Raw genomic sequence first — 21,732 nt, 5'->3', positions numbered from 1 at the left:
CATGGTTCATCACAACAGCCTTTTCGAACGTCTTGAATGCGGTGTGTCGACGCCAGGATGTCCCTTGGCGTCCATCGCCGCACATCTGGGAAAAATGCTCAGCACACGCGCGGGCAGTGTCCAGACACTGGCTGATTATGGTTTGCCTGATCTCAACGATATGCGACTGAGCCTGCATGAGTCCTTGACCCAGTCGCGGCTGCACATCGAGCGTTTTATCCAGGCTTACGAACCGCGACTGGCGAATGTTCATGTAAGGCTGCTGCCCGATGTGGGTGGGTCTCTGGCTCTGGCATTTGTCATTGAAGCTGAGCGAGTGATCGACGGCGGCCTGCAACCGGTCGTGTTTCAGGCACGTCTTGCGCACGCCGGGCGGGTTGAGGTTTTCGTCCATGACGTTTAACCGCTACTTTCAAAGTGAACTCAGCGCCCTGCGCCAACAAGGGCGGCGCTTTTCCGAGCGCAATCCAGCCCTGGCGCCATTTCTTGCGGAGGCCGGCCAGGACCCGGATGTTGAGCGTTTACTCGAAGGGTTTGCATTTCTGACCGCTCGCCTGCGCCAGAAGCTGGATGACGAACTACCGGAACTGACGCATTCGTTGATGCACTTGTTATGGCCTCATTACATGCGTCCAACACCGGCCTTCAGCATCCTGCAATTTGACCCTTTAAAACGTGCCGGCCCCAACGTCCGAGTGGCTCGGGACACCGCCGTGGAAAGCGCCCCCATCAAGGGTGAGCGTTGCCGGTTCCGCACATGCTATGCCACCGACATCATGCCCCTGCAACTCAGTGGTCTGGAATACCGCTGTCAGGGCGAAGGGGCCTGGCTGGATTTGCACCTGGCCATGAGTACCGACGGTAACTTCAGTGAGTTGGCATTTGAATCGCTGAGGCTGCACCTGGCTGGCGATCACTACATCAGCCAAGGCCTGTACCTCAGCCTGTTGCGCCATGTCGACGGTATCTGCCTGTCGCTGCTGGATCACGAGGGCATACCGGTGAGAAACCGCGACGGACAACCTGTGACGTTGCGCCTCAGTGCCGCTCAGGTTCAGCCGGTGGGTTTTTCCCCGGAGCAGGCACTGATTCCTTATCCGCAGAATACCTTTGACGGTTATCGGCACCTGCAGGAGTACTTCGCCTTCCCCGAGAAATACCTGTTTGTCGACGTCGAAGGCCTGAATGTGCTGCACACGCTGCCTGACGAGCTGCTCCGGCAGGCGCATGGCATGGTGATGCGTTTCGAACTTCACACCCAGGGCCGTGAACCCCAGCGTCCAACCCTGGATAACGTGAAGCTGTATTGCACGCCCATCGTCAACCTGTTCAAACAGGATGCGATCCCCATTCGTCTGGATGGTAAGCAGGATGAGTACCTGCTGGTACCCGGGGAATATACGCCGGGCAATGCCAGTGTGTTTTCCGTGGACCAGGTCACCGGGTGGCGCCCCGGCGGGTTGGGCTATCAGGCCTATGTGCCGTTCGAGTCGTTTGAACATGACTGCGATCCCGAGGCTTGGGCGGCCCCCCCCAGTTACAGCATTCGCCAGCGTTCCTCGGTACAGCATGGCGGGCTTGATACCTGGATGGGATTGCCCAGCCGCCACGAACAAGGTCAGGAAACCCTGTCGGTCGAATTGACCTGTACCAATTGCAACCTGCCGCGCCAGCTTCGTGCAGGCGACATCAGCCTGCCCGGTGAACAGACTCCGGAGGCATTGGGGTTTCGCAATATCACCACACCCACTGCGAGCTTTGCGCCGCCACTGGACCAGGATTTTTTGTGGAAGCTCATCAGCAATATGTCGGTCAACTATCTGTCGTTGACCGATATCAATGCCTTGAAAGTCATACTCCAAACCTACGATTTGCCGCGCCATCACGACCGACAGGCGCTGAAGGTCAGTCAGAAAAGGTTGAGTGCTTTGCGCTCCATTCGCCATGAGGGAGTAGATCGTCTGCATCGCGGGCTGCCTGTTCGAGGCTTGCGGGTCGAGCTGACGGTTGATACCCAAGGCTTTGTCGGTCAGGGCGATCTGTTTGTATTCGCCTCTGTTCTCAATCAGTTCTTTACGCTCTATGCCAGCCTCAATTCGTATCACGAGTTGCGGGTCATCAGCACACAAGGAGACGTGTACCTATGGCCATCCCGGATGGGACAGCAACCGCTGTTTTGACTCAACTTTGCCGTGTGATTCGTGAGTACACGCTATTTCAGGCGATTGTGCAGGTCATCGAACGGCTGCGCGAGGCCCATCCGCTGCTGGATGACGATGCGCTGTATGACCAACTGGAGTTCCAGGCCAACCCCGGTTTCGGGTTTGCCGCGCACGATATCGACCGTGTGGAGTTTTTTAATGAGCACGGGGCCTTGCGCGCTCGCTTGCGTCTTAACGTATTGGGGTTATTCGGTGCCGGTTCGCCGCTGCCTGCGTTTTACGCTGAGCAAGCCTTTGCCGAGCGTTCGGGGGGCAACCCGACTCGTGACTTCCTTGATCTATTCCATCACCGCCTGCAGCGCCTGATGTTGCCGATCTGGCGCAAATACCGTTATCGGGCGTGTTTCCGCGCAGGTGCAAACGACAGGTTTTCCGAGCAGATGTTTGCGTTGATGGGCCTGGGCGACGGTGCAATTCGCAGTGCTTCGCAGCTTGATTGCAAGCGCCTGCTGCCTTACCTGGGCCTGCTCAGTTTGCGAGTGCACTCGGCTGCGCTGATCGAGGCTGTCCTGCGTTACTACTTCAAGCACGACGCGGTGTTTATCGAGCAATGGGTGGAGCGCACGGTCGAGGTCAGCCGGTTGGAGTGCAACCATCTTGGGCGCGCCAATAGCGCCCTTGGCCAGGACCTCGTCCTTGGGCATCGCATCGCTGACCGCAGCGGCAAGTTCAGGGTGCATGTGCTGGCGCTGTGTTGGCAGCGTTTGCATGATTTTCTGCCTATCGCACAAGCGTATCAGCGGCTGTGCGCGCTGGTGCGGCTGACCCTGCGCGACCCTCTGGACTACGACCTGTGTCTGACGTTGGCGCCGGGCGAGGTCAGGCCGTTGCACATTGGCGAAAACACGCTTTGCCGCCTGGGCTGGACCACCTGGCTGGAACATGAACGGGCCGACGGCGTGGTCACACTTGCCGGCCATTTTCACAGGGGTTAATGATCATGACGAATAGGGATCTGCAAGGCGATCTGTGCGATCCGCTGGCATACGCCAATGCGCTGTCTGCCTGCTTTGCACGCCTGGCATTGGACCGTGATGAGCACCGGTTGCCTGACGCGCTCGTTGCCGGTGTGGCGCGACTGAGCCAATGCGAACTCAGCCAGTTTTACCTGCTCAATGAAATGACCGGTCGGCTTGAACTGATTGCTCAGCATTGGTCCGAGGGGGCGTCGATGGCCGTGGCAGCAGATTCCGATCTGCACCACCCACCACTGTTGAGTCACACCTTGACCCAAGGTGTTGTCCTGAGCCTGGACGATCTGCAGAGCAGCTGTCATGACGTTCATTTCCTGCCCGTCTCGGTGAAGCCCTGGCGTGCGCTGTTGAGCGTGCCGTTATTCAATCGTGGTGAGCGGGTTGCCGGTGTGCTGCTGTGCGCTCGGCAAAGGCCCGCTCAGTTGCAAGGCTACGCAACCTCTCTGGCGCAGTTGGGCAGCTTCGCCATGAACCAACTGCTGGTGCTGCGCAGTATGCAGCCCAACGTTGATGCAAGGCTCAGGTGCAACAAGCCGTTGACCAGGGAGTATGGGTTGATTGGCTCCAGTGCGGCGATGGGGCAGACGTGCCAGTTGATCCGTAAAGTCCTGCATACCCCGTACACCGTGCTGCTGTGTGGCGAGACCGGTACCGGCAAGGAAGTGGTGGCTCGCGCCATTCATGCTGCCGGTCCGCGCCGGGACAAGGCCTTCGTGGTACAGAACTGCGCAGCGTTCCCTGAAGGGCTGCTTGAGAGCGAGCTTTTCGGTTACCGCAAAGGTGCGTTCACGGGGGCTGAGCGCAATCATGCGGGGCTGTTTGATGCCGCGCACGGCGGTACGTTGCTGCTGGATGAAATCGGCGATATGCCGCTGGCATTGCAAGCCAAATTGCTGCGGGTTTTGCAGGAGGGCGAGGTCAGGCCGCTGGGTGCCAGTGCGGCGCATAAGGTCGACGTGCGGATCATTGCGGCGACTCATCGCGACCTCGCTGCGATGGTCGCCGAGGGGCGCTTTCGCGAAGACCTCTATTACCGGCTCGTGCAGTTCCCGATCACGTTACCGGCCCTGCGTGAGCGAGACGGCGATGTGCTGCAACTGGCGCGCTATTTCACGCAAGAGGCGTGCGCGGCGCTGCAGAGGTCGCCCGTGGGTTGGTCCACTCTGGCCCTTGATCAACTGTCCGGCCACGCCTTTCCGGGCAACGTACGCGAGCTTAAATGCATGGTTGAGCGTGCCGTGCTGTTGTGTGACGCCGGCGTGATCCTGCCGGAACACCTGGCGCTGCCACCGACTGCGGCGCCGACCGCGAACAACGATGTGACGCTGCGCCAGCGCATGGAACGAGTAGAGCGCGTGTTCCTGCTCGATTGCTTGCACAAGAACCATGGCAATCGCACCCGTACCGCGCGGGAGCTAGGGGTTGCCCGACGCACGCTGCTTTACCGCCTTGCACGTTTGAACATCCCCGTCGGCGATGCCAGGGAGAAATGCTGAATGGTGCACTTGATTTTTACTGTGGGAGAAACCTGATGCCTGACCGTCCATGGCACGCCGTGTTGCTTGTGTTGTGTTTGCTGGGTGGCTGTAACGCCAACTACGTGTTCGATGATGCCGAGTACCGTCCTTTGGGTGACCCGCAGGCAATTATTCGTGGCCAATGAGCAGAAGGATCATGACGATGCAGCTTGTGTTTGAGGTCTGTACGGTCGATAGCGCCAACGCCGAACCCTCGGCCCGCAAAGTATTTGACGCAGTGGGCGGCGTGATCGGCCGCGGCCCCGGATGTGACTGGGTGATACCCGACCCCAGTCGCGTGCTCTCCAGTCACCATGGATTGGTCGGTTACCGTGAGGGCCGCTATTTCCTGACCGATATCAGTCGCAACGGTATTGGCGTGGCAGGCAGTGCTGAACGCCTGCGCAAGGGGCAGGCGAGACTGATCAATGATGGTGATGTATTCGAACTTGGTGCGTTGGTGCTCCGTGCGCGGTTGTTGCAACCTGCGCGCCATTCAGGCGAGCTGCGTGCCAGTGCGGCAGTACCGATTCCCGATGATGCCTTCCTGTCCCTGGACCCTCTGCATGGGCTGGATCTGGATCACCGGAAACTGGCCACCTCGGATGACCTGGAAGCACTGAACGAGGCCGTTGATGAGCAAGGGGGCTGGGCAGAGCATCACGGGACCGAGCGGGAGCATGTGACATGCCCGCGCCGGGCAGAACCCGAGGTAGAGGTGGCTGCGGTGCCCGCCAGTGCAATGGCACCATCGACTGATGGAGTGTTCTGGTCACAGTTCGCGGCGGCCTTGGGCATGGAGCTCGACACGCTCGCCCCATCGGCCAGGGAGGCGCTGGCGATCAGGGTGGCGGGCTTGTTTCGCTTGACGGTCCAGGGGCTGCAACAAGCCCTGCGCACGCGTGAAGCGCTGTATCAGGAATGGGGGAAGGCGTCGCTCGACCGTCAGGGCGCGGCCCGGAACCCCTTGAAAATGTTCAGCGACACCGATACGGCGTTATCCGCACTGCTGGATACAGGGGCTCTGGGGCAAATGCCCGCAGCGCGGGCCATTGGTCAGGCTCATCGGGAACTGCAGGTGCATCAGTTCGCGCTGTTGGCTGCCTGTCGAAGCACCATGAATAACCTGCACGCGGCCTTCGAGCCGAACCGCTTGGTCGGGTGCTTTGAGTCTCAGGGCAAGCCGCGACGATTTTTCACCGATGGTGCGCGTTGGCGTGCGTACCAGCGTCACTACCAGCGTTTGGTGGCGCAAGGGCCGTTGACCGATCACTCGTTGACCGACGATTTCGCCAAAGCCTATGAAGAACAGGCGCGCCTGATCTCCTCTTTGCACATTGATTTTTCAGGATGATAGTCATGTATCGAGCCACCCGCGCTTTGGTGTTGCTTTCGCTTGGTTTCCTGGTGGGTTGCAGCGCCGTATCGCCTTTTTCCACGCTGACCAAGCTGGACGTGGTATTGACCGCGAGCGAGCACGTCAACCCTGACCTGCACGGCCGCCCCTCGCCGGTGGTGGTGCAGTTGATTGAATTGCGCCATGGCGTAGCTTTCGAACATGCCGACTTCTTCAGCCTGTATGACAAGGCGCAGCAATTGTTGCCAAAAGACTGGGTAAGCAGTGAAGAAGTCGAACTGCGCCCAGGTGACCGCCTGGCGCTCAAACTCCGTATCGGTCCCGACAGTCGTTTTGTCGGGGTGTTGGCGGCTTACCGAGACTTGCCGCACGTCCAATGGCGGCTGCTGATACCCGTGACCATGCACCAGCGCACCCGAGCCGATCTGGTGTTGGACAAGGACGGCATACGCGTTGCCGACCCGCTCGCTGTGATGGAGGTGCGCTGAGATGCCTGTTCATAAAGTGATCTGGCAGGAAGGCATGTTGCTGCGCCCACAACACTTGCAGCACAACGACCGCTATTACCAACAGCAACTCAACCAGACGCGCCTGTTGGGCAGTGATGCCTGGGGCTTCCTCACGCTGCAATTGAATGAGCAATACCTCAAGCTGGGCAAGCTGGTGGTCACCCAGGCCAGTGGCGTCTTGCCGGACGGCAGCTGGTTCGATTTGAGTGGCGCTATGGAACCGCTGGTATTGCAGGTACCCACTGATGCGGGCAGGCAGGCAATTTACCTGGCACTGCCCCTGGCCAGCGGCAATCACCTTGAAGTGCGCCAGCCTGAACAGAGCGATGTTCTGGCGCGTTACCTGCGATGCGAAGTGGAAGTGGGGGACTCCAACCTGGGTGTGGATGCGCGTTGCCGAATCAGCTGCGCACGTCCCGACTTACGCCTTGTGCTGGGCGAGCAACCAAGTGATCAGGGCTTCGTCAAGCTCAAGGTTGCCCAAGTGCTGGACGTCACCGCTGAAGGGGGCGTGAGCCTGGATGCCGCGTTCATCCCGACCTTCATTTTTGTGCCGGAGCATGGGTACGTAGCGTCGTGCCTTAACGAGGTGGTGGGTTTGCTTGCCAGCCGTGGCGATGCCATCGCGGCGCGCATTCGTGGCGAGAGCACGGCTGCAAGCACGCAACTCGGTGATTTCCTGATGCTGCAAGTGATCAATCGTACCGAACTTGCGCTGCGGCATTGCCTGAGCCAGGCCCAGGTCCGGCCCGAAGCCTTGTTCCGCCTGTTGGTATCGATGCTCGGTGAGTTATCAACGTTTGCCTGTGACAGTAAACGCGCGCAGCTGGACGTGCATTATCAGCACAGCGACCAGGGTGCCAGTTTTCGCGGGTTGATGGAGCGCGTACGCGTCGTCTTGTCGGTGGTGCTTGAGCAACATGCGATCGAATTGACATTGCAGCCACGCCAGTATGGCGTCCTGGTATGCCCGGTCAGCGAATTGAAACTACTCGGCACGGCTACGTTCATCCTGGCAGCTACCGCGCAGTGTGAAACAGAGGAACTGCGCCAGCGCCTGCCGGCACACCTGAAAGTCGGGCCGGTAGAGCGCATACGTGAGTTGGTCAACCTGCACTTGGCCGGTATCAAGGTCAAGCCCCTGCCGGTGGCGCCGCGCCAGATTCCGTTTCATGCCGGCAAGACCTATTTCATCCTCGACATGAGTGCCCGTGAGATCGCGCAATTGCAGCAGTCGGGTGGTTTCGCGTTCCACGTAGGCGGTGACTTCACCGGGCTTGAACTCAACTTTTGGGCCATCAGGAATTGAATGCCATGGACAGTGAGTACACACAGGATGAAAGAACCGTCCTGCTCGACCGTGAGAGTCATGGGCCTGCACAGGGGCCCTTGACCGACTTCCCGTCGCCGCCACGCTATGAGCAGTTGGAGGACCGCATGATCTATGCCGGCCGTATGCTCGATGCGTCGAGTTTCAAGGCCGGGCTCAACCCTGTGGTGGCCGCGGCTTGGGCGGTATTGGCCGAAATCGTGGCGCTCAGGGTCTGCTCTGGTCGCGAAGACCTGGGCACGCTCAACGACCGATTGTCATTGGCGGTGGCTCAATTTGAAACCCGCGCCTTGCAGAGCGGTGTTGAAAGCAGCCAGGTCATGTCGGCGCGCTATGTGTTGTGCAGTGTGATCGATGAGGCGGTCGTTACTACGGCGTGGGGGGCACAGAGCGAATGGTCGAAGGTGAGCCTGTTGAGTCGCTTCCATAACGAAACCTTTGGGGGCGAAAAGGTTTTCCAACTGCTGGAGCGGCTGTCACGTGACCCGGTGAAGCACCTGGCGATGCTGGAGCTGCTTTACCTGTGCCTATCCCTGGGGTTCGAGGGCAAATACCGAGTGATGGAGCGGGGCATGTCGCAACTTGAGGCCGTTCGCGATGCCTTGTATCGCCAGATTCGGCATGTGCGCGGGCAGCCGTCGTCGGTGCCACCAGTGCCTGCATTGCACGGGGCCAGTCGGCGCCCGCGATTGTGCGTCGTTCCCGTTACCGGGTTGGTCGTCTTCACCCTGGTTTGCTTGCTGGCAATGTACACAGGATTTGCCTGGGTGCTGAGCAAGGAGCGCGCGAAGGCGTTGCAACCGCTTCAATTTTCGGCGTCGGATTTGATCCGCACGTCCTTGTAAACGCAGGGAGCAAAGAATGAGCGCATTCTTCAAGGGTGTGGGCGCCGTGCTGGGCCGGTTTTGGGTTTGGAGCCTGTTGCTGGCGCTTTTATGTGCGGCAGCGGTGTGGTTCTGGGGGCCGCTGCTGGCGGTGGATGATCAGCGCATCTGGCAGAGCGCGACGGCTCGTCTGGTTACCATTTGCGTCGTATTTCTGCTCTGGGGGCTGGTGATGGCCCAGGCCAGCGGTGGCCGTGCCGCCAGGCGCCCACAGTCTGAGCGCCAGGCCCGCCAGCAGCCGTCGAAAGCGGTGGAGAACGAGCAACGCTGCGTGCGCGCACGGTTCAAGGATGCGGTTCATCTACTGAAAACATCCAGCCGTTATGGAGAGCGCAGTGCGCAGTGGCGCCATGAGTTGCCCTGGTACCTGTTGATGGGTGAGTCGGGCAGTGGCAAGACCCAGCTGTTGGCGGCAGCCGGCTTGCAGTTAACGCCTGATCACGCGGACAGGCGAGCGACGAACAACAGCGCTCATTGCCAGTGGTATTTCGCCGACGAAGGCGTACTCATCGACACTCCGGGGCGCTATCTGACCCAGCCTGACAGTGCAGTGGATGCCGCAGGTTGGGCCACCCTGCTCAATCTCCTCAGGTGGCGGCGCCGGGTGCGCCCGCTCAACGGCGTGGTGGTGGCGCTGTCGGTAGACACGTTGCTCAACACCAGCGAATACGACCTGGATCATCATGCCCGTCGTGTGCACTCGCGCTTGCAGGAGATTCAACAAACGTTACATGTGGATGTGCCGATTTATCTTGTGTTGACCCAGGCCGATCGATTGCCCGGATTCGCTGAGTTCTTTGATTCACCTCATGGGGAAAGTGCCGACGGCTTGCTGGGCCAGCCACTGACCGTCGGCAGCGGCATACCTGAAATTACCCAGGTTCATGAGGCCGTAGAGGGACTATTGCAGCGTTTGAACGGTGAGCTGATTACGCGCTTACACCACGAGGGCAGCGTTGAACGTCGTGGTCAGATCCTGGAGTTTCCCCAGCAGGCGGCACGCATCGGTGAGCGCGTGAGCCTGTTCGCTGAAATGGCCTTTTCTGCTCATCGTTACCAACCCATCAATGGTTTGCGCGGGTTCTTCCTGACCTGTGCCGATGACAGGCATGTACGTTTTGTAAGGGGCCTGTTCAGTCAGGTGATCTTTGCCGAAGCCGGCCTTGCGAGCCTGCAAGCCCAGGAGCAGCGGCGCATCCGTCAGCGCCAGGGGCTGCAAGCGATGACAGTCGCGTTGGTTCTTGGCGGCGTCGGCGGCCTGTGGATGCACAGCTATAACGTCAACCATCAACGCCTGGTCCAACTGGCGGCATTGGTCGCCCACGCGACGCCGTCGGTAGTGGCTGCTAGCGATGAAAGCCCGGCGTTGCTGGCGCTGCTGGACGCGCGCCTGGCGGCCAGCCGGGTGTTTCCGGCGGCGCAGGATGTGCGCCTGGTCGAGCGCCTCGGCCTGTATCAGGGCGAACTGAGTCGTCCCTGGGTAGACCAGGCTTATGAGCAGGCGCTGCAACAGCAACTGCTGGTCTGGATAACCGCGCAGCTTGAGGAACAGGTAGACGCCAGCCTGGGAGACCGCGAGCGGTTATTGGATAACCTGCGTGCGTATTTGATGCTCAATCTGCGCGAGCGTCGTGACGCCGCCTGGCTGGCACAGCATGTGACAGGCCTTTGGTCGGTGCGTTTTGCCGGGGATATGCCCACGCAGAAGCGTCTGGGTGAACACTTGGCGCGGCTGATGCAACTGCCGTTTGGCACACCGCTTAACGACGAGCGAGTGGCCCGAGCCCGCGAAGTGCTGAGGGGGGAATCGTTGGCCGACGGCGTGTATCGGGTACTGCGCGAACAAGCGCGCAACCTGGAACCGCTGCGTCTGGCCGAGGGGAAGGTATTTGCCACGATCGATCCGCCCGTGCCCGGTTTCTATACAAAAAGGTATGTGCAGTACTTTGAGGCGCAGGGCCCGAGGCTGGTCAATGCCATTGCTCAGGATAATTGGGTGCTGGGGCAGGGCACTGACCTGGGGCCGCAGGATTTGCGGCGGTTGATGGCAGAGCTGCAGCAACGCTATTTCAGTGAGTATGCCGACGCCTGGAGCGACGTACTCGGCCGTGTCAGGCTGCAACAGACCGACAGTCTGCGCCAGGATGCCGACCAGCTCATGAACCTGACCTCGGCACAGTCCCCCTTGATTCGGCTCTTGCAGCAACTGCGTGAAAACACTCGTTTGCTGCCAGGCCATGAGCTGCTGGATAAGGTGTCCGGGCAGTCGGGAGAGCTGGCCGGGGTGGCCAAAGTGATGCTGGCGGAGGGGCAGTCGGTTTTTGCCGATGCGCCGCGACAGGCATTGCAGCAGCGGTTTGAACCCTTGCATCAGTTGCTCGATGAGCAGCACAACCCCGGCGCAGAGTTGACCCAGGCGTTGCGTTTGCTCGGTGAGCTGCACCTGCAACTCACGGCATTGAACCGGGACAGCGCGCCAGAGCAGGCGGCCTTCCTGCGTGCCAGGCAGCGTATGGAGGGGCAGCAGGATGTACTGGGCAACTTGCGTGATGCTGCTGCGCGTCTGCCGCTACCGCTTGCCGGTTGGTTCGAGGGCGTGGCCGACGACAGTTGGCGGCATTTGCTGGAGCAGGCCTATGTGCATGTCAACCAACGGTATCAGAGCGATGTACATAGCCTTTATGCCAAGGCCCTGCGTCGACGTTATCCATTCAATGCCCATGCAAGCAGTGATGTTGCGCTTCACGATTTTCAGGAGTTCTTCAAGCCGCAGGGGGTGATGGCGCGTTTTTATGAGGGCTATCTTCGGCCTTTCATCAGCGTCGATGGCAGCCGCTACAGGTTGCGTGGGCTCGATGGCCAGAGCTTGCCGGTTTCGCGTTCGCTGCTGGACCAATTGGCGAAAACCCAGGTAATCCGTCGCGGCTTTTTCAGCGAGGATTCGGGGGAGTTGTCTGTGCGATTTACTTTGGCGCCCTACAGCCTGGATCAATCGGTCAGCCGAGCCGTGCTGCGGTTTGGCGACCAGCAGTTGGAATATCGGCACGGTCCGATCACGCCCGTGGCGTTTCATTGGCCCACCGAGGCAGAGAATGGGCGCAGCAGTCTTGTGCTGGACAGGGGCACGGAGCAGCGGCCGTTGGGCATTGAGAAAAACGCCGGGGCCTGGTCGCTGTTCCGGTTTTTCGATCTGCTGCAGAAAGAACCCGCAAACGCTGCAAACAGGCAGATTATCAAGGCAGACCTCGCCGGCCTGCGTGCCAATTACCTGCTGACCAGCCAGCGCACGCCAGGCCCGTTTGATATCGACACATGGCGCACCTTCCGATTACCGGAGCAACTGTGAGCCAGGCCGGCGCCCATTGGCGCAGTGCCGGGCGCACCCAGCGAGGGCAGGCGCGACTGCGTAATGAAGATGCCTTTCTGGACAACCCGCATGGCGGTTGCTGGGCTGTGGCGGACGGAATGGGCGGCTATCGGTATGGAGATGTCGCCAGTCGTTGGGTGGTCAGCGACCTGGCTTCAGTGACGGCTCATGGCAACCTCGATCAGCGCATCAATGCCGTTCGGGAAAGTTTGCAAGGTGTTAACCAGCGATTGAGGCAAGCCTGGACAGCGCCCGGCGCAAATGATGGCGCGACGATGGGCAGTACCGTGGTTGCCTTGCTGCTGGAGAGCGGTCGGGCAGCGTGTGTCTGGGCCGGAGACAGTCGCTGCTATCTATGGCGCGGCCAGAACCTCTACCAGTTGTCCAGAGATCATTCGCTGCTGCGGCGCCTGATGGACGAGCGTCATCTCAGCGTGGCGCAAGCCCAGGCGCATCCCGACGCCAGGGCCTTGACCCGGGCCGTTGGCGCGCGCTCGCGTTTGGAGCTTGAGGTATTGGAGCTCAGTACCCGCCCAGGGGATGTATTTCTGTTGTGCAGCGATGGCTTGTATCAGACCCTCAGCCATGTCGAGCTGGGGCGAGCACTGAGCAGGCGAACGCCCCTGCAGGCGGTGGAGCAATTATTCGCCGCAGCGTTGCGCAGGCCGGTGCGAGATGACCTGACCGCGGTGGTGGTGCAGCCGTGAACCTGGCGGTCGCACCATCACGTCTGCTGGCCGGGCGTTATCACCTTGAGCACGTTCTGGGCAGTGGCGGCATGGGGGTGGTGTACCGTGCGCGCGATCTGTTGCATGAACAATTGGGCGAGCCCTGCTCCAGGGTGGCACTTAAGGTGCTGGGCGAGTCGATTTCCCAGTGCCCCGACGCGCATGTGCTGTTGTACGGCGAGTTTGCGTTGGCCCGCAGCCTGCGGCACGAACGTGTGGTCCGGATGTTTTCATTTGAGGTCGACACCCACAGCAAGATTGCATTCTTCACCATGGAGCTGCTGCCAGGGGTGACCCTCGATCGGCTGCTGCTGGAGTGCCCCTATGGTTTGCCCTGGCAAGAACTGCAACCCATCGCCCTGCAGTTGCTGGAGGCTTTGGCCTACATCCACCAGAAGGACGTCCTGCACGGCGATGTGAAACCTGCCAACGTCATGGTGGGAGAGGAGGGCATACGTTTATTCGATTTTGGCCTGGGGCATACTCAGGCTCAGGAGGCGATGGGCTTGCCGAGTGTCAGCCGCACTCGCTTCAATGCCTGGACACCCGCCTATGCGGCCCCGGAATTGCTGGAAGGCGGTGCGCTGAGTGGCGCTGCGGACGTATATGGGCTGGCCTGCATTGTGTACGAGCTGGCCAGTGGCCGGCGCATCGGCCCACGCACCGCCACCGAGCGGCTGGCCCGGCCCGCGCAACTACCCAGGCACTGTTGGCCGGCATTGCGTTCGGCGTTAGCGATAGATCCGCAGTGTCGAACCATAACAATGGCCGAATTGCGCGAAGTGATGGCCAGCAGCCGGCCACGCTGGTGCCTGTAGCGTAAAGGTCAGACCGCCAGGCCATGCAGCTGGCAGTACTGCGCCCAGTCCATGCCGGCCATTTGAGCGACTTCTTTATGCACTTCGCGGCGCTGGGCCTCAAAGGCTTCGGTGGAGTCGGCCGTCAGTTTGAGGGTCAGTTCCCAGGCGAACAGCTGTTGCTGCTCCGCGTGGGCTTCGAACGCTTCGTGCAAGCGCTCGGCGCGATATTGCGCCAGGGTTTCCCCTCTGGCCTGGGCGGCCAATGGGTTGAGACTGTCCAGCTCGGCGGCGATGTGCGGCTGATCGCGCAAAAACCTGTCCAAAGCAAGTTGGTAAGTATCGCTGGGTGCTGACAAGGACATACCCTTAGTGCGAGGGACGGGACTCGGCATCGGCAGAGTGCGCATGCAAGTGAAGGCGCGCACGTTTGCGGGCTCTGCGCCGCATCCAGTTCTGCAAGGGCGCCAGCAAGAAGAACATCAGGTAAGCGACCAGCACCAATGCCAGGTCGACCCAGGTTTCAGCGACAGGCCCGGTGAACAGCTCAATGACATTCTTGATCACAAACAGCAGCACCACACTGCACAACCACAGCAGGATGGTGACAAATAGGGGACGCATGTTGCTCGACCGCTTGTCTTGCATAGTGAAGCTCTCTCCTTTGTACCTGTTGTCGTTCCAGGCTTGATTCCCCGAATGCGCACCTGCTGATTGGCAGGTTGTAACATCCTTTAACATGCAGACGGGCGCGGATGATACCGACTCAGATAGGCTTAGGGGTTGCTTCAAGTCAGAAAGTTCGATAATTCGGTAGGGAATTAGTGTGGCTATCTGGCATCTGGTCGCAAAAAGCGCGGCACGGGCTGGCAAAAGTCTTTCGCACCTGCTCTCAGGACGTGTAGCGTTAGCGTGTGTTTCCGGCCCTGACTTCCAGGGGCAATAGGTGACGGGCAGAGGATGGCTCATGGCGCAAACGCTGTTCAAACTGTTCCTTACCCGGCGCCTGGCGGTCCTGGCCAGCACCGAGTCGTTGCGTGCGATTCGTGAGGGATTGTTATGGATACTGCCATGTCTGTTGGTATCCGCCGGTTTTCTGATCCTGTCCGAATGCGCCCAGGCGCTGGGGTTTGACCCCCAGGTAGTAGGGTTCCTGGCAGGCTTGCACAACCAGATAAGCTCGGTGATTCCGTTGCTGGTGGCGGCCTCCATCGGTTACATGTTGGCGATCCAACATCGTCTGCCACAGCTGCCGGTCGCCTTCCTGTGCCTGGCCCATGTGGTGGTTGCCACCTTCGTGTTGCGCGACTATCCCCGCGCTTCGGCCACCTTCCTGCTGTTTATCGCCATCGCTTCGCCGTTGATCAATGTGCCTGCCATTGCCTGGCTGCACCGCTTTCGCTGGACGCGCCTGGTCAATGAAGACCTGGTGGGGCATAACCTCAAGGGCACCATCAATATGGTGATCCCTGGGGCGATCACCGCGTTGTTGCTGGTGGTGGTCCTGTCGTTGCTGCTGCTGATCCCTTACGTGGCGCAATTGCAGGGCCCCCAGGTGCTCGATGCGTTGCAATCGCCCTACAGCACTGGATTGTTCGTGACGCTGATGAACTCGCTGCTGTGGTTCTTCGGCATTCACGGCGTCTATGCCATGCAGCCGCTGTTTAACGTACTGGACCAGGCCGTGGTGCTTAACGGTGCGGCGGTGGCGGCGGGGCAGCCGGTCCAGTATTTGCTCAATAACGGCCTGCTCGGCAGTTTTGCGTTTATCGGCGGATCGGGCGCGACCTTGTGCCTGCTGCTGGCGATCCTGGTGTTTTCCCGCAGCCACTCCATGCGATTGCTGGCGATCGCCAGCTTGCCGTTGTCGTTATTCAACGTCAGCGAGGTGCTGTTGTTTGGCTTGCCGATCATCCTCAACCCGCGTTTGTTTATACCGTTTCTACTGGTGCCGGCGTTCAACGCGATGGTGGCCTTGACGGCGGTGCAATTGGGCTGGGTCTCGCCGGCGGTGGCCAGCGTGCCGTTTACCGCGCCGGTGTTGCTTAATGCCTACCTCAGCACCCATGGCGACCTGGCGGCTGTGGCCCTGCAAGTGCTGCTGTTGGGCGTGGGCACGCTGGTGTATGCGCCTTACGTGCGGGCCATTCACCGTCAGTCCATCGACGGTGGCACGGTTTACCTCAAGTCTCTGGACATGACCTTTCGCGGCCTCGAAGAAAAAGGCCGTCTGCTGGAGTTCGATCCGGTAATGGCCTCCCATCGGACCCTGGCGCGACAGGCGGTTGAATTGAGCCGGATCCAGCAGATCAGCGATTACGAGTTCTACCTTGAATTCCAACCCCAGGTCTCCACCCGCACCGGCTTGTGCACCGGCTGCGAGGCGCTGATGCGCGCCCGGGACAGCCAGGGCACGGTGCATTCACCCTGGGAGTTCCTGCAATGGCTGGCGCAAGCCAGGCTGATGCCGGATGTGGATGTGTGGGTGGCGTCCCAGGCCGTGCGTCAGTATCAGAAGTGGCGCAAGACCGGTTTTGAACTGCCCATGACCATCAATATTTCCAGTACCACCTTGAAGGACGCCGCCTATGGGGATCGGCTGGTGGAAATTCTTGCCCAGGCCGATGGCCGAGTGTCGGTGGAAATCACTGAAGATGCGTTGGTCAGCGATATCCCCGCCACCCGCCAAACCATTCATAAACTGCAGGCCATTGGGGTAAAAGTGTATCTCGATGATTTTGGCACCGGGTTTTCGGGGTTGAGTTACCTGCATCAGTTTCCCGTGGACTTCATCAAGATCGACCGCAGTTTTGTGGTGGCCCAGCGCGACCCCAAGGGCGCCCAGGTGCTGACCGGCATGTTGCGCTTTTGTGAGGCGTTGAACCTGGGTGTGGTGGTGGAGGGGGTGGAGACTGCCGAGCAGTTGGCGTTTTTGAGTACGGGGCCTGAGTTGATTATCCAGGGGTGGTATTTCAGTAAGGCATTGCCGGGGGATCAGTTGCCGCGCTTTGTGCGTGAGCGGGCGGCGTTGGTTTGATCCGACGGTGTGCCTGTCCGTATCCGGTGCGTGTTTACCTGGCGCGCTGAGATCAAAATGTAGGAGCGAGCTTGTTCGCGAAAAACCTCAACGATAATGCGTATTTCCTGAATAAGCGCGGCGCCTATGGTTTTTTCGCGAGCAAGCTCGCTCCTACAAAAGCCTTGACTGACGGGCATTCGGGCTCCTAGGCCGACTCATAGCCGCGCCGCGTGCGCTCGATCTCTTCAATCAAGCCATCGATGCCCGCCAGGCGTGCGCGGTTGTCATGTTCCCAGGGATGAAACCCCGGTTTGAAATAATGCAGCCATGGTCTGAACATCCGCGGGAACACGCCCTTGGGCCCGTACAAATACTTGAGCATACGCCACAGCCCCTTCAACGTGCCGCCCGAGGTGCGGTCGGCAATCAGCAGGCGCACGTGGAAGTCCAGCACCACCAGCCAGAACATGACGGTGGTGGTCAGCATGGTGCCCGTGCGCAGCAGGTAGCGTGCGGGGCCGGGTTTGATCACCTGGTTCCAGACATCAAAGGCGACGGCTTTATGTTCGGTTTCTTCCAGGGCGTGCCAGTACCACATCTGCTGGTAACCCTTGAGTGAATCACCAAAGCGCGAGGGGTCGCTCAGCAGGATTTCCGCCAGCATCGCGGTGTAGTGTTCAAGGGCGATGGTCACCGCCAGGTTGAACGACGGCGGCAGGTGTTTCTTCTGCAAGTCGAGGAAGAACTTCAGGCGTCGGTCGAGGGTGTGCGCCGGCAAGCCTGCCGCTTGCAGCAGGTCGTTATAGGCCACATGTTCGCGACTGTGCATGGCTTCCTGGCCTATGAAGCCCTGGATTTCCTTTTTCAGTTCAGGATCATCGATCTGCCCGCGGTAGTGGCGCACGCTGTCCATGAAAAACAGCTCGCCCTGGGGAAACAGCAGCGACAGGGCATTGAAAAAATGGCTGATAACCGGCCCTTGTTCATGCCAGTTCTTGATGCGCTCGGCAGGCAAGGCAAAACGGATATCGCGACGGATCGGCAACATAGTGCGTCCTCCTGTTCAGAGACGGGACTGGTCATTGGTTTCAAAGACCTGTGTGCGCGGCTTGGGCGCCATGCGTTTGCTGGCAAACACCACCAGCGCCTGATAGGCCGAAGGCAGGCAGCGGGCGAGCAGGTCAAGAAAATAGGCGTCGCGGCCGATCAGCACGCGGCGCTTGTTTTTGCGTACACCTTGCAGGATCACTTTGGCGGCCTGGTCGGCGTCGGTAATGAACAGCTTTTCGAAATCGGCGCGGGCCTGCTGTTCGCTGTGAATGAGGAAGCCGGTCATGTTCGCGTCGATACGGCTGCTGCGACAGATATCGGTACGAATGCCACCGGGGTGCACACAGGTGGCCGATACGCCGCAGCGTTGCAGGTCGAGTTCCTGGCGCAGCGCCTCGGTGAAGCCGCGCACGGCAAACTTGGTGGCGTTGTAACCGCTCATGCCGGGTTGGGCGAACAGACCGAACACGCTGGACGTATTGACTATATGCCCTTCGCCGCTGGCCTTCAGATACGGCAGGAACGCCTTGGTGCCATGCACGACGCCCCAGAAGTTGATACCGACAATCCATTCCAGGTCGGCGTAGTCCACGCCTTCGACGGTACTCGACAGCGCTACTCCGGCGTTGTTGAACACCAGATTGACCTGCCCATGTTCTGCCGCACAGCGTGCAGCCCACTCTTGCATGGCCTGGCGGTCAGAGACGTCCAGCACCTGCGTGGTGACGGTGACGGGCGACAAGGACGATGTACGGATCAGTTCCAGGGTCTGTTCCAATCCCTGGCTGTTCTTGTCGGCCAAGGCCAGGTGGCAGCCGTCGCGTGCCAAGGCCAACGCCAATGCGCGGCCCATGCCGGAGGCAGCACCGGTGATCGCCGCAACGCGGCCGTTGAATGACTTCATGACAGGCTACCTTCTGTGGCGCAGTGGGGCGCTGGTACGGGACGTGGCAGGCCGGGCGTCGGCAGCGGGCTGGCGACGTAGTCCTTGAGCGCAAAGTGCCGGGTGATCTGTTTGAAACGCCAGGTCGAACCGGGCCACAGCGTGGTGTTCTTGCCGGTGCGTGGGTCCAGGTACCAGCTCTGGCAGCCACCTGTGTTCCAGATGGTGCGCTTGAGTTTGTCCTGCAACTGGCGGTTGTAGGCGTGCTCCACGGCAGGTTTGACCTCGACCGTGGCAATGCGCTGGCGCTGCATGTGTTTCAGGGCATCGAGGATGTAGGTGACCTGAGCTTCGATCATCAGGATCATCGAGTTATGCCCCAGGCCGGTGTTGGGTCCGACGATCAGAAACAGGTTGGGATAACCCGGGACGGTGGTGCCTTTGTAGGCATGGGCGCCGTCGCCCCAGGCGTCCATCAGGTCGATGCCGGCGCGGCCGATGATGCAGTCGCGCGGCAAGGGGTCGCTGGCCTGGAAGCCGGTGCCGAAGATCAGGCAGTCAGCGGGATGCTTGATGCCGTCGGCGGTGATCACACCGTCAGCTTCGATGCGCAGTACCCGGTCGGTGACCACCTCTACATTGCTGCGCGACAGCGCCGGATAGTAGTCATTGGAAATCAGCACGCGCTTGCAGCCGATGGTGTAGTCCGGCGTCAGCGTTTTGCGCAGGGAAGGGCGGGCCACTTGTTTGTGCAGGTGACGCAGGGCGATTTTCTGCACCATCTTCATCAGGCGTGGGTGCAAGGCAAAACCCACCACCCGGCCTTCCAGTGCCCAATAAAACGCGCCGCGCACCAGCTTTTGGGTGAACGGCACGTGTTTGAACAGCCAGCGCTCAAGCGTTGAAATCGACCGGTCCGGTTTGGGCATGATCCAGGGCGGCGTACGCTGGAACAGGTCCAGGTGCGCCACCTGTGGCGCGATCTGCGGCACGAACTGAATGGCACTGGCGCCGGTGCCGATCACGGCCACGCGCTTGCCTTTCAACGAGTAGTCATGGTCCCACTGCTGGGAGTGAAAGCGCTTGCCCTTGAAGCTGTCCAGCCCCGGAATATCCGGCAGCGCCGGGCGTGACAACCCGCCCATGCCCGATACCAGCACCCGTGCGCTGACTTTGCGGCCATTGCTGAAACTCAGGTGCCAGCGCTGCTGTTGCTCATCAAATACCGCACGTTGCAGGGCCATGCCGAAACGCAGGTAGGGCGCCAGCTCAAAACGTGTGGCGCAGTGTTCCAGATAGGCGCGGATCTCAGGTTGTGTCGCGAACTGTCGCGACCAGTCCGGGTTGGGCGCAAAGGAAAATGAATACACATGGGACTGCACGTCACAGGCGCAACCCGGGTAGTGGTTATCGCGCCAGGTACCGCCGAGGGTCTGGGCCTGTTCGGCGATGAAGAAGTCGGTGAGCCCGGCCTCCTTGAGCTTGATCGCCATACACAGGCCAGCGAACCCCGAGCCAATGATGGCAATGTCAATTGAATCACTGTGGGCAGTCATGGGCGTGCCTCATAGATAGAAAGCGGGTGGGCATCGGATGTGCTCCTTTTTTTGTTTTGTCTTTTAGATAGAACACCATTGCAAAGGAAAATTGAATTAATTATTTTAAAAAAGATTTTAAATAATCTACCTGAAAATTTCGCCTACGCTAGGACCCTGTTGCGCATTTGCGATTTGTCCGACGGACGAGCGTTCTATGCATGAAGTCCAGGTCCAGGGTGTGGACGATGGCTGAGGCCCTGATCAATTCCGGTCGGGTCGCCAGCAGCAGGGAAGCAGAGGACCGAGCTATGTCTGTTGAATGGGTTGTCGCTGCGGGAGTGCTGGCGGGCGCCAGCGCGGTGTTATGGGGCTTGAGTGCCTGGATGACGCGGCGCATTGAAGCGTGCGTTCCGATCGACGGGCGTTTCGTCGAGGTGGATGGTGAGCGCTTTCATTATGTCGAAGAGGGCAAAGGCCCGCCGCTGGTGATGATCCATGGGCTGATGGGCAGCAGTCGTAACCTCACGTATGCCTTGTCCGGCCAGTTGCGTGAGCATTTTCGCGTGATCACCGTCGATCGGCCGGGGTCTGGCTATTCCAGTCGACGCAGCGGCACTGCAGCAGACCTGCCGGCCCAGGCCCGGCAAATCGCGGCTTTTATCAACACGCTCGACCTGGATAAGCCGTTGGTGCTGGGGCATTCCCTGGGTGGCGCGATTGCTTTGGCGCTGGCGCTTGACCATCCCCATGCAGTGTCCGGATTAGTGCTGGTGGCACCCTTGACCCATCCGCAACGCATGTTGCCGCTGGTGTTCCTGTCGTTGGCGGTGCGCCCCGCCTGGCTGCGGCGCTGGATGGCCCACACCCTGACGATGCCCGTGGGCCTGCTGAGCAAAAACGCGGTGGTCAAAGGCGTCTTCGCCCCCGATGCCGCACCGCCGGACTTCGCCACCCGCGGCGGCGGGCTGCTGGGCATGCGGCCAAGCAATTTCTATGCAGCGTCCACCGAGATCAACCAGGTTAACGAGCACCTGCCCGACATGGTCAGGCGTTACTCACAGCTGACCTTGCCCATCGGGCTGATCTATGGCGCCCACGACAAGGTGCTCGACTTTCAGAAACATGGCCAGGCCCTGGCGAGCAAGGTGCCAGGGCTGAAAATGCAAGTGGTCGAAGGCCGCGGGCATATGTTGCCGATCACCGCAACAGAGCGCGTGGCGGCGCTGGTGATGCAGGTCTCCAAGCGCGTTCGGCCCGGGGCAGACATCAGATTACTGCACCCACCCAAGGCCTTCGCGAGTCGATAGGGGGGCAGCCGATTCGCGGTTCAAAGGCGTTGATGCCTGTCCTGGACACCTGACCACACGGCTGAAAAGAGACTGCTCGGTCACAGTAAAAAGGGCTGGAGAAACTAGTTGACGACCTAACGATTCCGCGCTATTTATTTAAAAAAATTATTTCAATGTGTAATTTGAAATTATTTTTGAAATGCCTAAGAGCGAATAAAATAATGAAAAAAACGCCTTTTATCGCATGGTTGATTTCTCGGGGCAGTCA

The 21,732-nt window shown here is 60.0% G+C and carries 19 protein-coding genes; 14 read left to right on the top strand and 5 right to left on the bottom strand.

The genetic code is table 11. From position 1 onward, the window contains the following. Position 1: 1 nt before the first annotated feature. Genes tssE through JFT63_RS21680 form a run of 12 tightly spaced genes read left to right on the top strand, consistent with a single transcriptional unit; the run spans position 2 to position 13,706 of the window. On the top strand, positions 2–403 hold the full coding sequence (gene tssE / locus JFT63_RS21735) for a type VI secretion system baseplate subunit TssE (RefSeq protein WP_198844726.1): 402 nt from the start codon (positions 2–4) through the stop codon (positions 401–403). Further along, positions 393–2,180, top strand: coding sequence for a type VI secretion system baseplate subunit TssF (gene tssF, locus JFT63_RS21730; protein ID WP_198844725.1), 1,788 nt, complete (start codon positions 393–395; stop codon positions 2,178–2,180). The genes tssE and tssF overlap by 11 nt, the downstream gene beginning before the upstream one ends. After that, complete coding sequence (gene tssG, locus JFT63_RS21725) at positions 2,144–3,157, top strand: type VI secretion system baseplate subunit TssG (protein WP_198844724.1); 1,014 nt, start codon at positions 2,144–2,146, stop codon at positions 3,155–3,157. Before tssF ends, tssG begins: the two co-directional genes overlap by 37 nt. A 5-nt stretch (positions 3,158–3,162) precedes the next feature. Beyond that, the gene (locus JFT63_RS21720; protein ID WP_198844723.1) at positions 3,163–4,692 is read left to right on the top strand and encodes a sigma-54 interaction domain-containing protein; all 1,530 of its coding nucleotides are present in this window, start codon (positions 3,163–3,165) and stop codon (positions 4,690–4,692) included. A gap of 35 nt (positions 4,693–4,727) precedes the next feature. After that, positions 4,728–4,859, top strand: a complete 132-nt coding sequence (locus JFT63_RS21715) for a hypothetical protein (RefSeq protein WP_057703551.1) — start codon at positions 4,728–4,730, stop codon at positions 4,857–4,859. Positions 4,860–4,870: 11 nt separating this feature from the next. After that, positions 4,871–6,067 (top strand): type VI secretion system-associated FHA domain protein TagH, encoded by a 1,197-nt coding sequence (gene tagH, locus JFT63_RS21710; protein WP_198844722.1) that lies wholly within the window; start codon positions 4,871–4,873, stop codon positions 6,065–6,067. 5 nt (positions 6,068–6,072) lie between these two features. Then, on the top strand, positions 6,073–6,558 hold the full coding sequence (gene tssJ / locus JFT63_RS21705; RefSeq protein WP_198844721.1) for a type VI secretion system lipoprotein TssJ: 486 nt from the start codon (positions 6,073–6,075) through the stop codon (positions 6,556–6,558). A gap of 1 nt (position 6,559) precedes the next feature. Next, positions 6,560–7,888, top strand: coding sequence for a type VI secretion system baseplate subunit TssK (tssK, locus tag JFT63_RS21700; RefSeq protein WP_198844720.1), 1,329 nt, complete (start codon positions 6,560–6,562; stop codon positions 7,886–7,888). 5 nt (positions 7,889–7,893) lie between these two features. Continuing rightward, entirely contained in the window at positions 7,894–8,754 is an 861-nt protein-coding gene (icmH, locus tag JFT63_RS21695) for a type IVB secretion system protein IcmH/DotU (RefSeq protein ID WP_198844719.1), read from the top strand. A gap of 16 nt (positions 8,755–8,770) precedes the next feature. Beyond that, positions 8,771–12,139, top strand: a complete 3,369-nt coding sequence (gene tssM / locus JFT63_RS21690; protein WP_198844718.1) for a type VI secretion system membrane subunit TssM — start codon at positions 8,771–8,773, stop codon at positions 12,137–12,139. Then, positions 12,136–12,867, top strand: a complete 732-nt coding sequence (locus JFT63_RS21685) for a PP2C family protein-serine/threonine phosphatase (RefSeq protein ID WP_082629657.1) — start codon at positions 12,136–12,138, stop codon at positions 12,865–12,867. The genes tssM and JFT63_RS21685 overlap by 4 nt, the downstream gene beginning before the upstream one ends. Beyond that, positions 12,864–13,706, top strand: a complete 843-nt coding sequence (locus tag JFT63_RS21680) for a serine/threonine-protein kinase (protein WP_198844717.1) — start codon at positions 12,864–12,866, stop codon at positions 13,704–13,706. Before JFT63_RS21685 ends, JFT63_RS21680 begins: the two co-directional genes overlap by 4 nt. A gap of 8 nt (positions 13,707–13,714) precedes the next feature. Here the strand turns inward: JFT63_RS21680 and JFT63_RS21675 are convergent, their stop codons facing one another. Together JFT63_RS21675 and JFT63_RS21670 are read right to left on the bottom strand one after the other, a co-directional pair. Then, entirely contained in the window at positions 13,715–14,044 is a 330-nt protein-coding gene (locus JFT63_RS21675; protein WP_057703636.1) for a DUF6388 family protein, read from the bottom strand. 10 nt (positions 14,045–14,054) lie between these two features. Further along, a complete protein-coding gene (locus JFT63_RS21670) occupies positions 14,055–14,309 on the bottom strand; it encodes a hypothetical protein (protein WP_232910529.1) in 255 nt (84 codons plus the stop codon). A 343-nt stretch (positions 14,310–14,652) separates the two neighbouring features. Between JFT63_RS21670 and JFT63_RS21665 the strand changes: the two genes are divergently transcribed. Next, positions 14,653–16,722, top strand: coding sequence for a PTS sugar transporter subunit IIC/EAL domain-containing protein (locus JFT63_RS21665; protein WP_057703542.1), 2,070 nt, complete (start codon positions 14,653–14,655; stop codon positions 16,720–16,722). A gap of 187 nt (positions 16,723–16,909) precedes the next feature. Here JFT63_RS21665 and JFT63_RS21660 read toward each other — a convergent pair whose 3' ends face one another. Genes JFT63_RS21660 through JFT63_RS21650 form a run of 3 tightly spaced genes read right to left on the bottom strand, consistent with a single transcriptional unit; the run spans position 16,910 to position 20,193 of the window. Further along, on the bottom strand, positions 16,910–17,752 hold the full coding sequence (locus JFT63_RS21660) for a metal-dependent hydrolase (protein ID WP_057703541.1): 843 nt from the start codon (positions 17,750–17,752) through the stop codon (positions 16,910–16,912). Positions 17,753–17,767: 15 nt separating this feature from the next. Beyond that, the gene (locus tag JFT63_RS21655) at positions 17,768–18,658 is read right to left on the bottom strand and encodes an SDR family NAD(P)-dependent oxidoreductase (protein ID WP_198844716.1); all 891 of its coding nucleotides are present in this window, start codon (positions 18,656–18,658) and stop codon (positions 17,768–17,770) included. After that, complete coding sequence (locus tag JFT63_RS21650; protein WP_198844715.1) at positions 18,655–20,193, bottom strand: flavin-containing monooxygenase; 1,539 nt, start codon at positions 20,191–20,193, stop codon at positions 18,655–18,657. Before JFT63_RS21650 ends, JFT63_RS21655 begins: the two co-directional genes overlap by 4 nt. A gap of 290 nt (positions 20,194–20,483) precedes the next feature. On the opposite strand from JFT63_RS21650, the gene JFT63_RS21645 reads away from it, so the two are divergent. Beyond that, positions 20,484–21,482 (top strand): alpha/beta fold hydrolase, encoded by a 999-nt coding sequence (locus tag JFT63_RS21645; RefSeq protein ID WP_198844714.1) that lies wholly within the window; start codon positions 20,484–20,486, stop codon positions 21,480–21,482. Positions 21,483–21,732 lie beyond the last annotated feature (250 nt).

Origin of the sequence: Pseudomonas sp. MF7453, from assembly GCF_016405455.1 — a bacterium.
GTDB lineage: Bacteria > Pseudomonadota > Gammaproteobacteria > Pseudomonadales > Pseudomonadaceae > Aquipseudomonas > Aquipseudomonas paralactis.
This window is presented reverse-complemented; position numbering and strand designations above follow the sequence as displayed.

Excerpts from the sequence above, each read along its gene's own strand:
- JFT63_RS21645 (WP_198844714.1), top strand. The coding sequence starts at position 20,484 with ATGTCTGTTGAATGGGTTGTCGCTGCGGGAGTGCTGGCGGGCGCCAGC.
- tssM (WP_198844718.1), top strand. The coding sequence starts at position 8,771 with ATGAGCGCATTCTTCAAGGGTGTGGGCGCCGTGCTGGGCCGGTTTTGG.
- tssF (WP_198844725.1), top strand. The coding sequence starts at position 393 with ATGACGTTTAACCGCTACTTTCAAAGTGAACTCAGCGCCCTGCGCCAA.
- JFT63_RS21670 (WP_232910529.1), bottom strand. The coding sequence starts at position 14,309 with ATGCGTCCCCTATTTGTCACCATCCTGCTGTGGTTGTGCAGTGTGGTG.
- icmH (WP_198844719.1), top strand. The coding sequence starts at position 7,894 with ATGGACAGTGAGTACACACAGGATGAAAGAACCGTCCTGCTCGACCGT.
- tssE (WP_198844726.1), top strand. The coding sequence starts at position 2 with ATGGTTCATCACAACAGCCTTTTCGAACGTCTTGAATGCGGTGTGTCG.
- JFT63_RS21665 (WP_057703542.1), top strand. The coding sequence starts at position 14,653 with ATGGCGCAAACGCTGTTCAAACTGTTCCTTACCCGGCGCCTGGCGGTC.
- tssK (WP_198844720.1), top strand. The coding sequence starts at position 6,560 with ATGCCTGTTCATAAAGTGATCTGGCAGGAAGGCATGTTGCTGCGCCCA.
- JFT63_RS21715 (WP_057703551.1), top strand. The coding sequence starts at position 4,728 with ATGCCTGACCGTCCATGGCACGCCGTGTTGCTTGTGTTGTGTTTGCTG.
- tagH (WP_198844722.1), top strand. The coding sequence starts at position 4,871 with ATGACGATGCAGCTTGTGTTTGAGGTCTGTACGGTCGATAGCGCCAAC.
- JFT63_RS21720 (WP_198844723.1), top strand. The coding sequence starts at position 3,163 with ATGACGAATAGGGATCTGCAAGGCGATCTGTGCGATCCGCTGGCATAC.
- tssG (WP_198844724.1), top strand. The coding sequence starts at position 2,144 with ATGGCCATCCCGGATGGGACAGCAACCGCTGTTTTGACTCAACTTTGC.
- JFT63_RS21660 (WP_057703541.1), bottom strand. The coding sequence starts at position 17,752 with ATGTTGCCGATCCGTCGCGATATCCGTTTTGCCTTGCCTGCCGAGCGC.
- JFT63_RS21650 (WP_198844715.1), bottom strand. The coding sequence starts at position 20,193 with ATGACTGCCCACAGTGATTCAATTGACATTGCCATCATTGGCTCGGGG.
- tssJ (WP_198844721.1), top strand. The coding sequence starts at position 6,073 with ATGTATCGAGCCACCCGCGCTTTGGTGTTGCTTTCGCTTGGTTTCCTG.
- JFT63_RS21655 (WP_198844716.1), bottom strand. The coding sequence starts at position 18,658 with ATGAAGTCATTCAACGGCCGCGTTGCGGCGATCACCGGTGCTGCCTCC.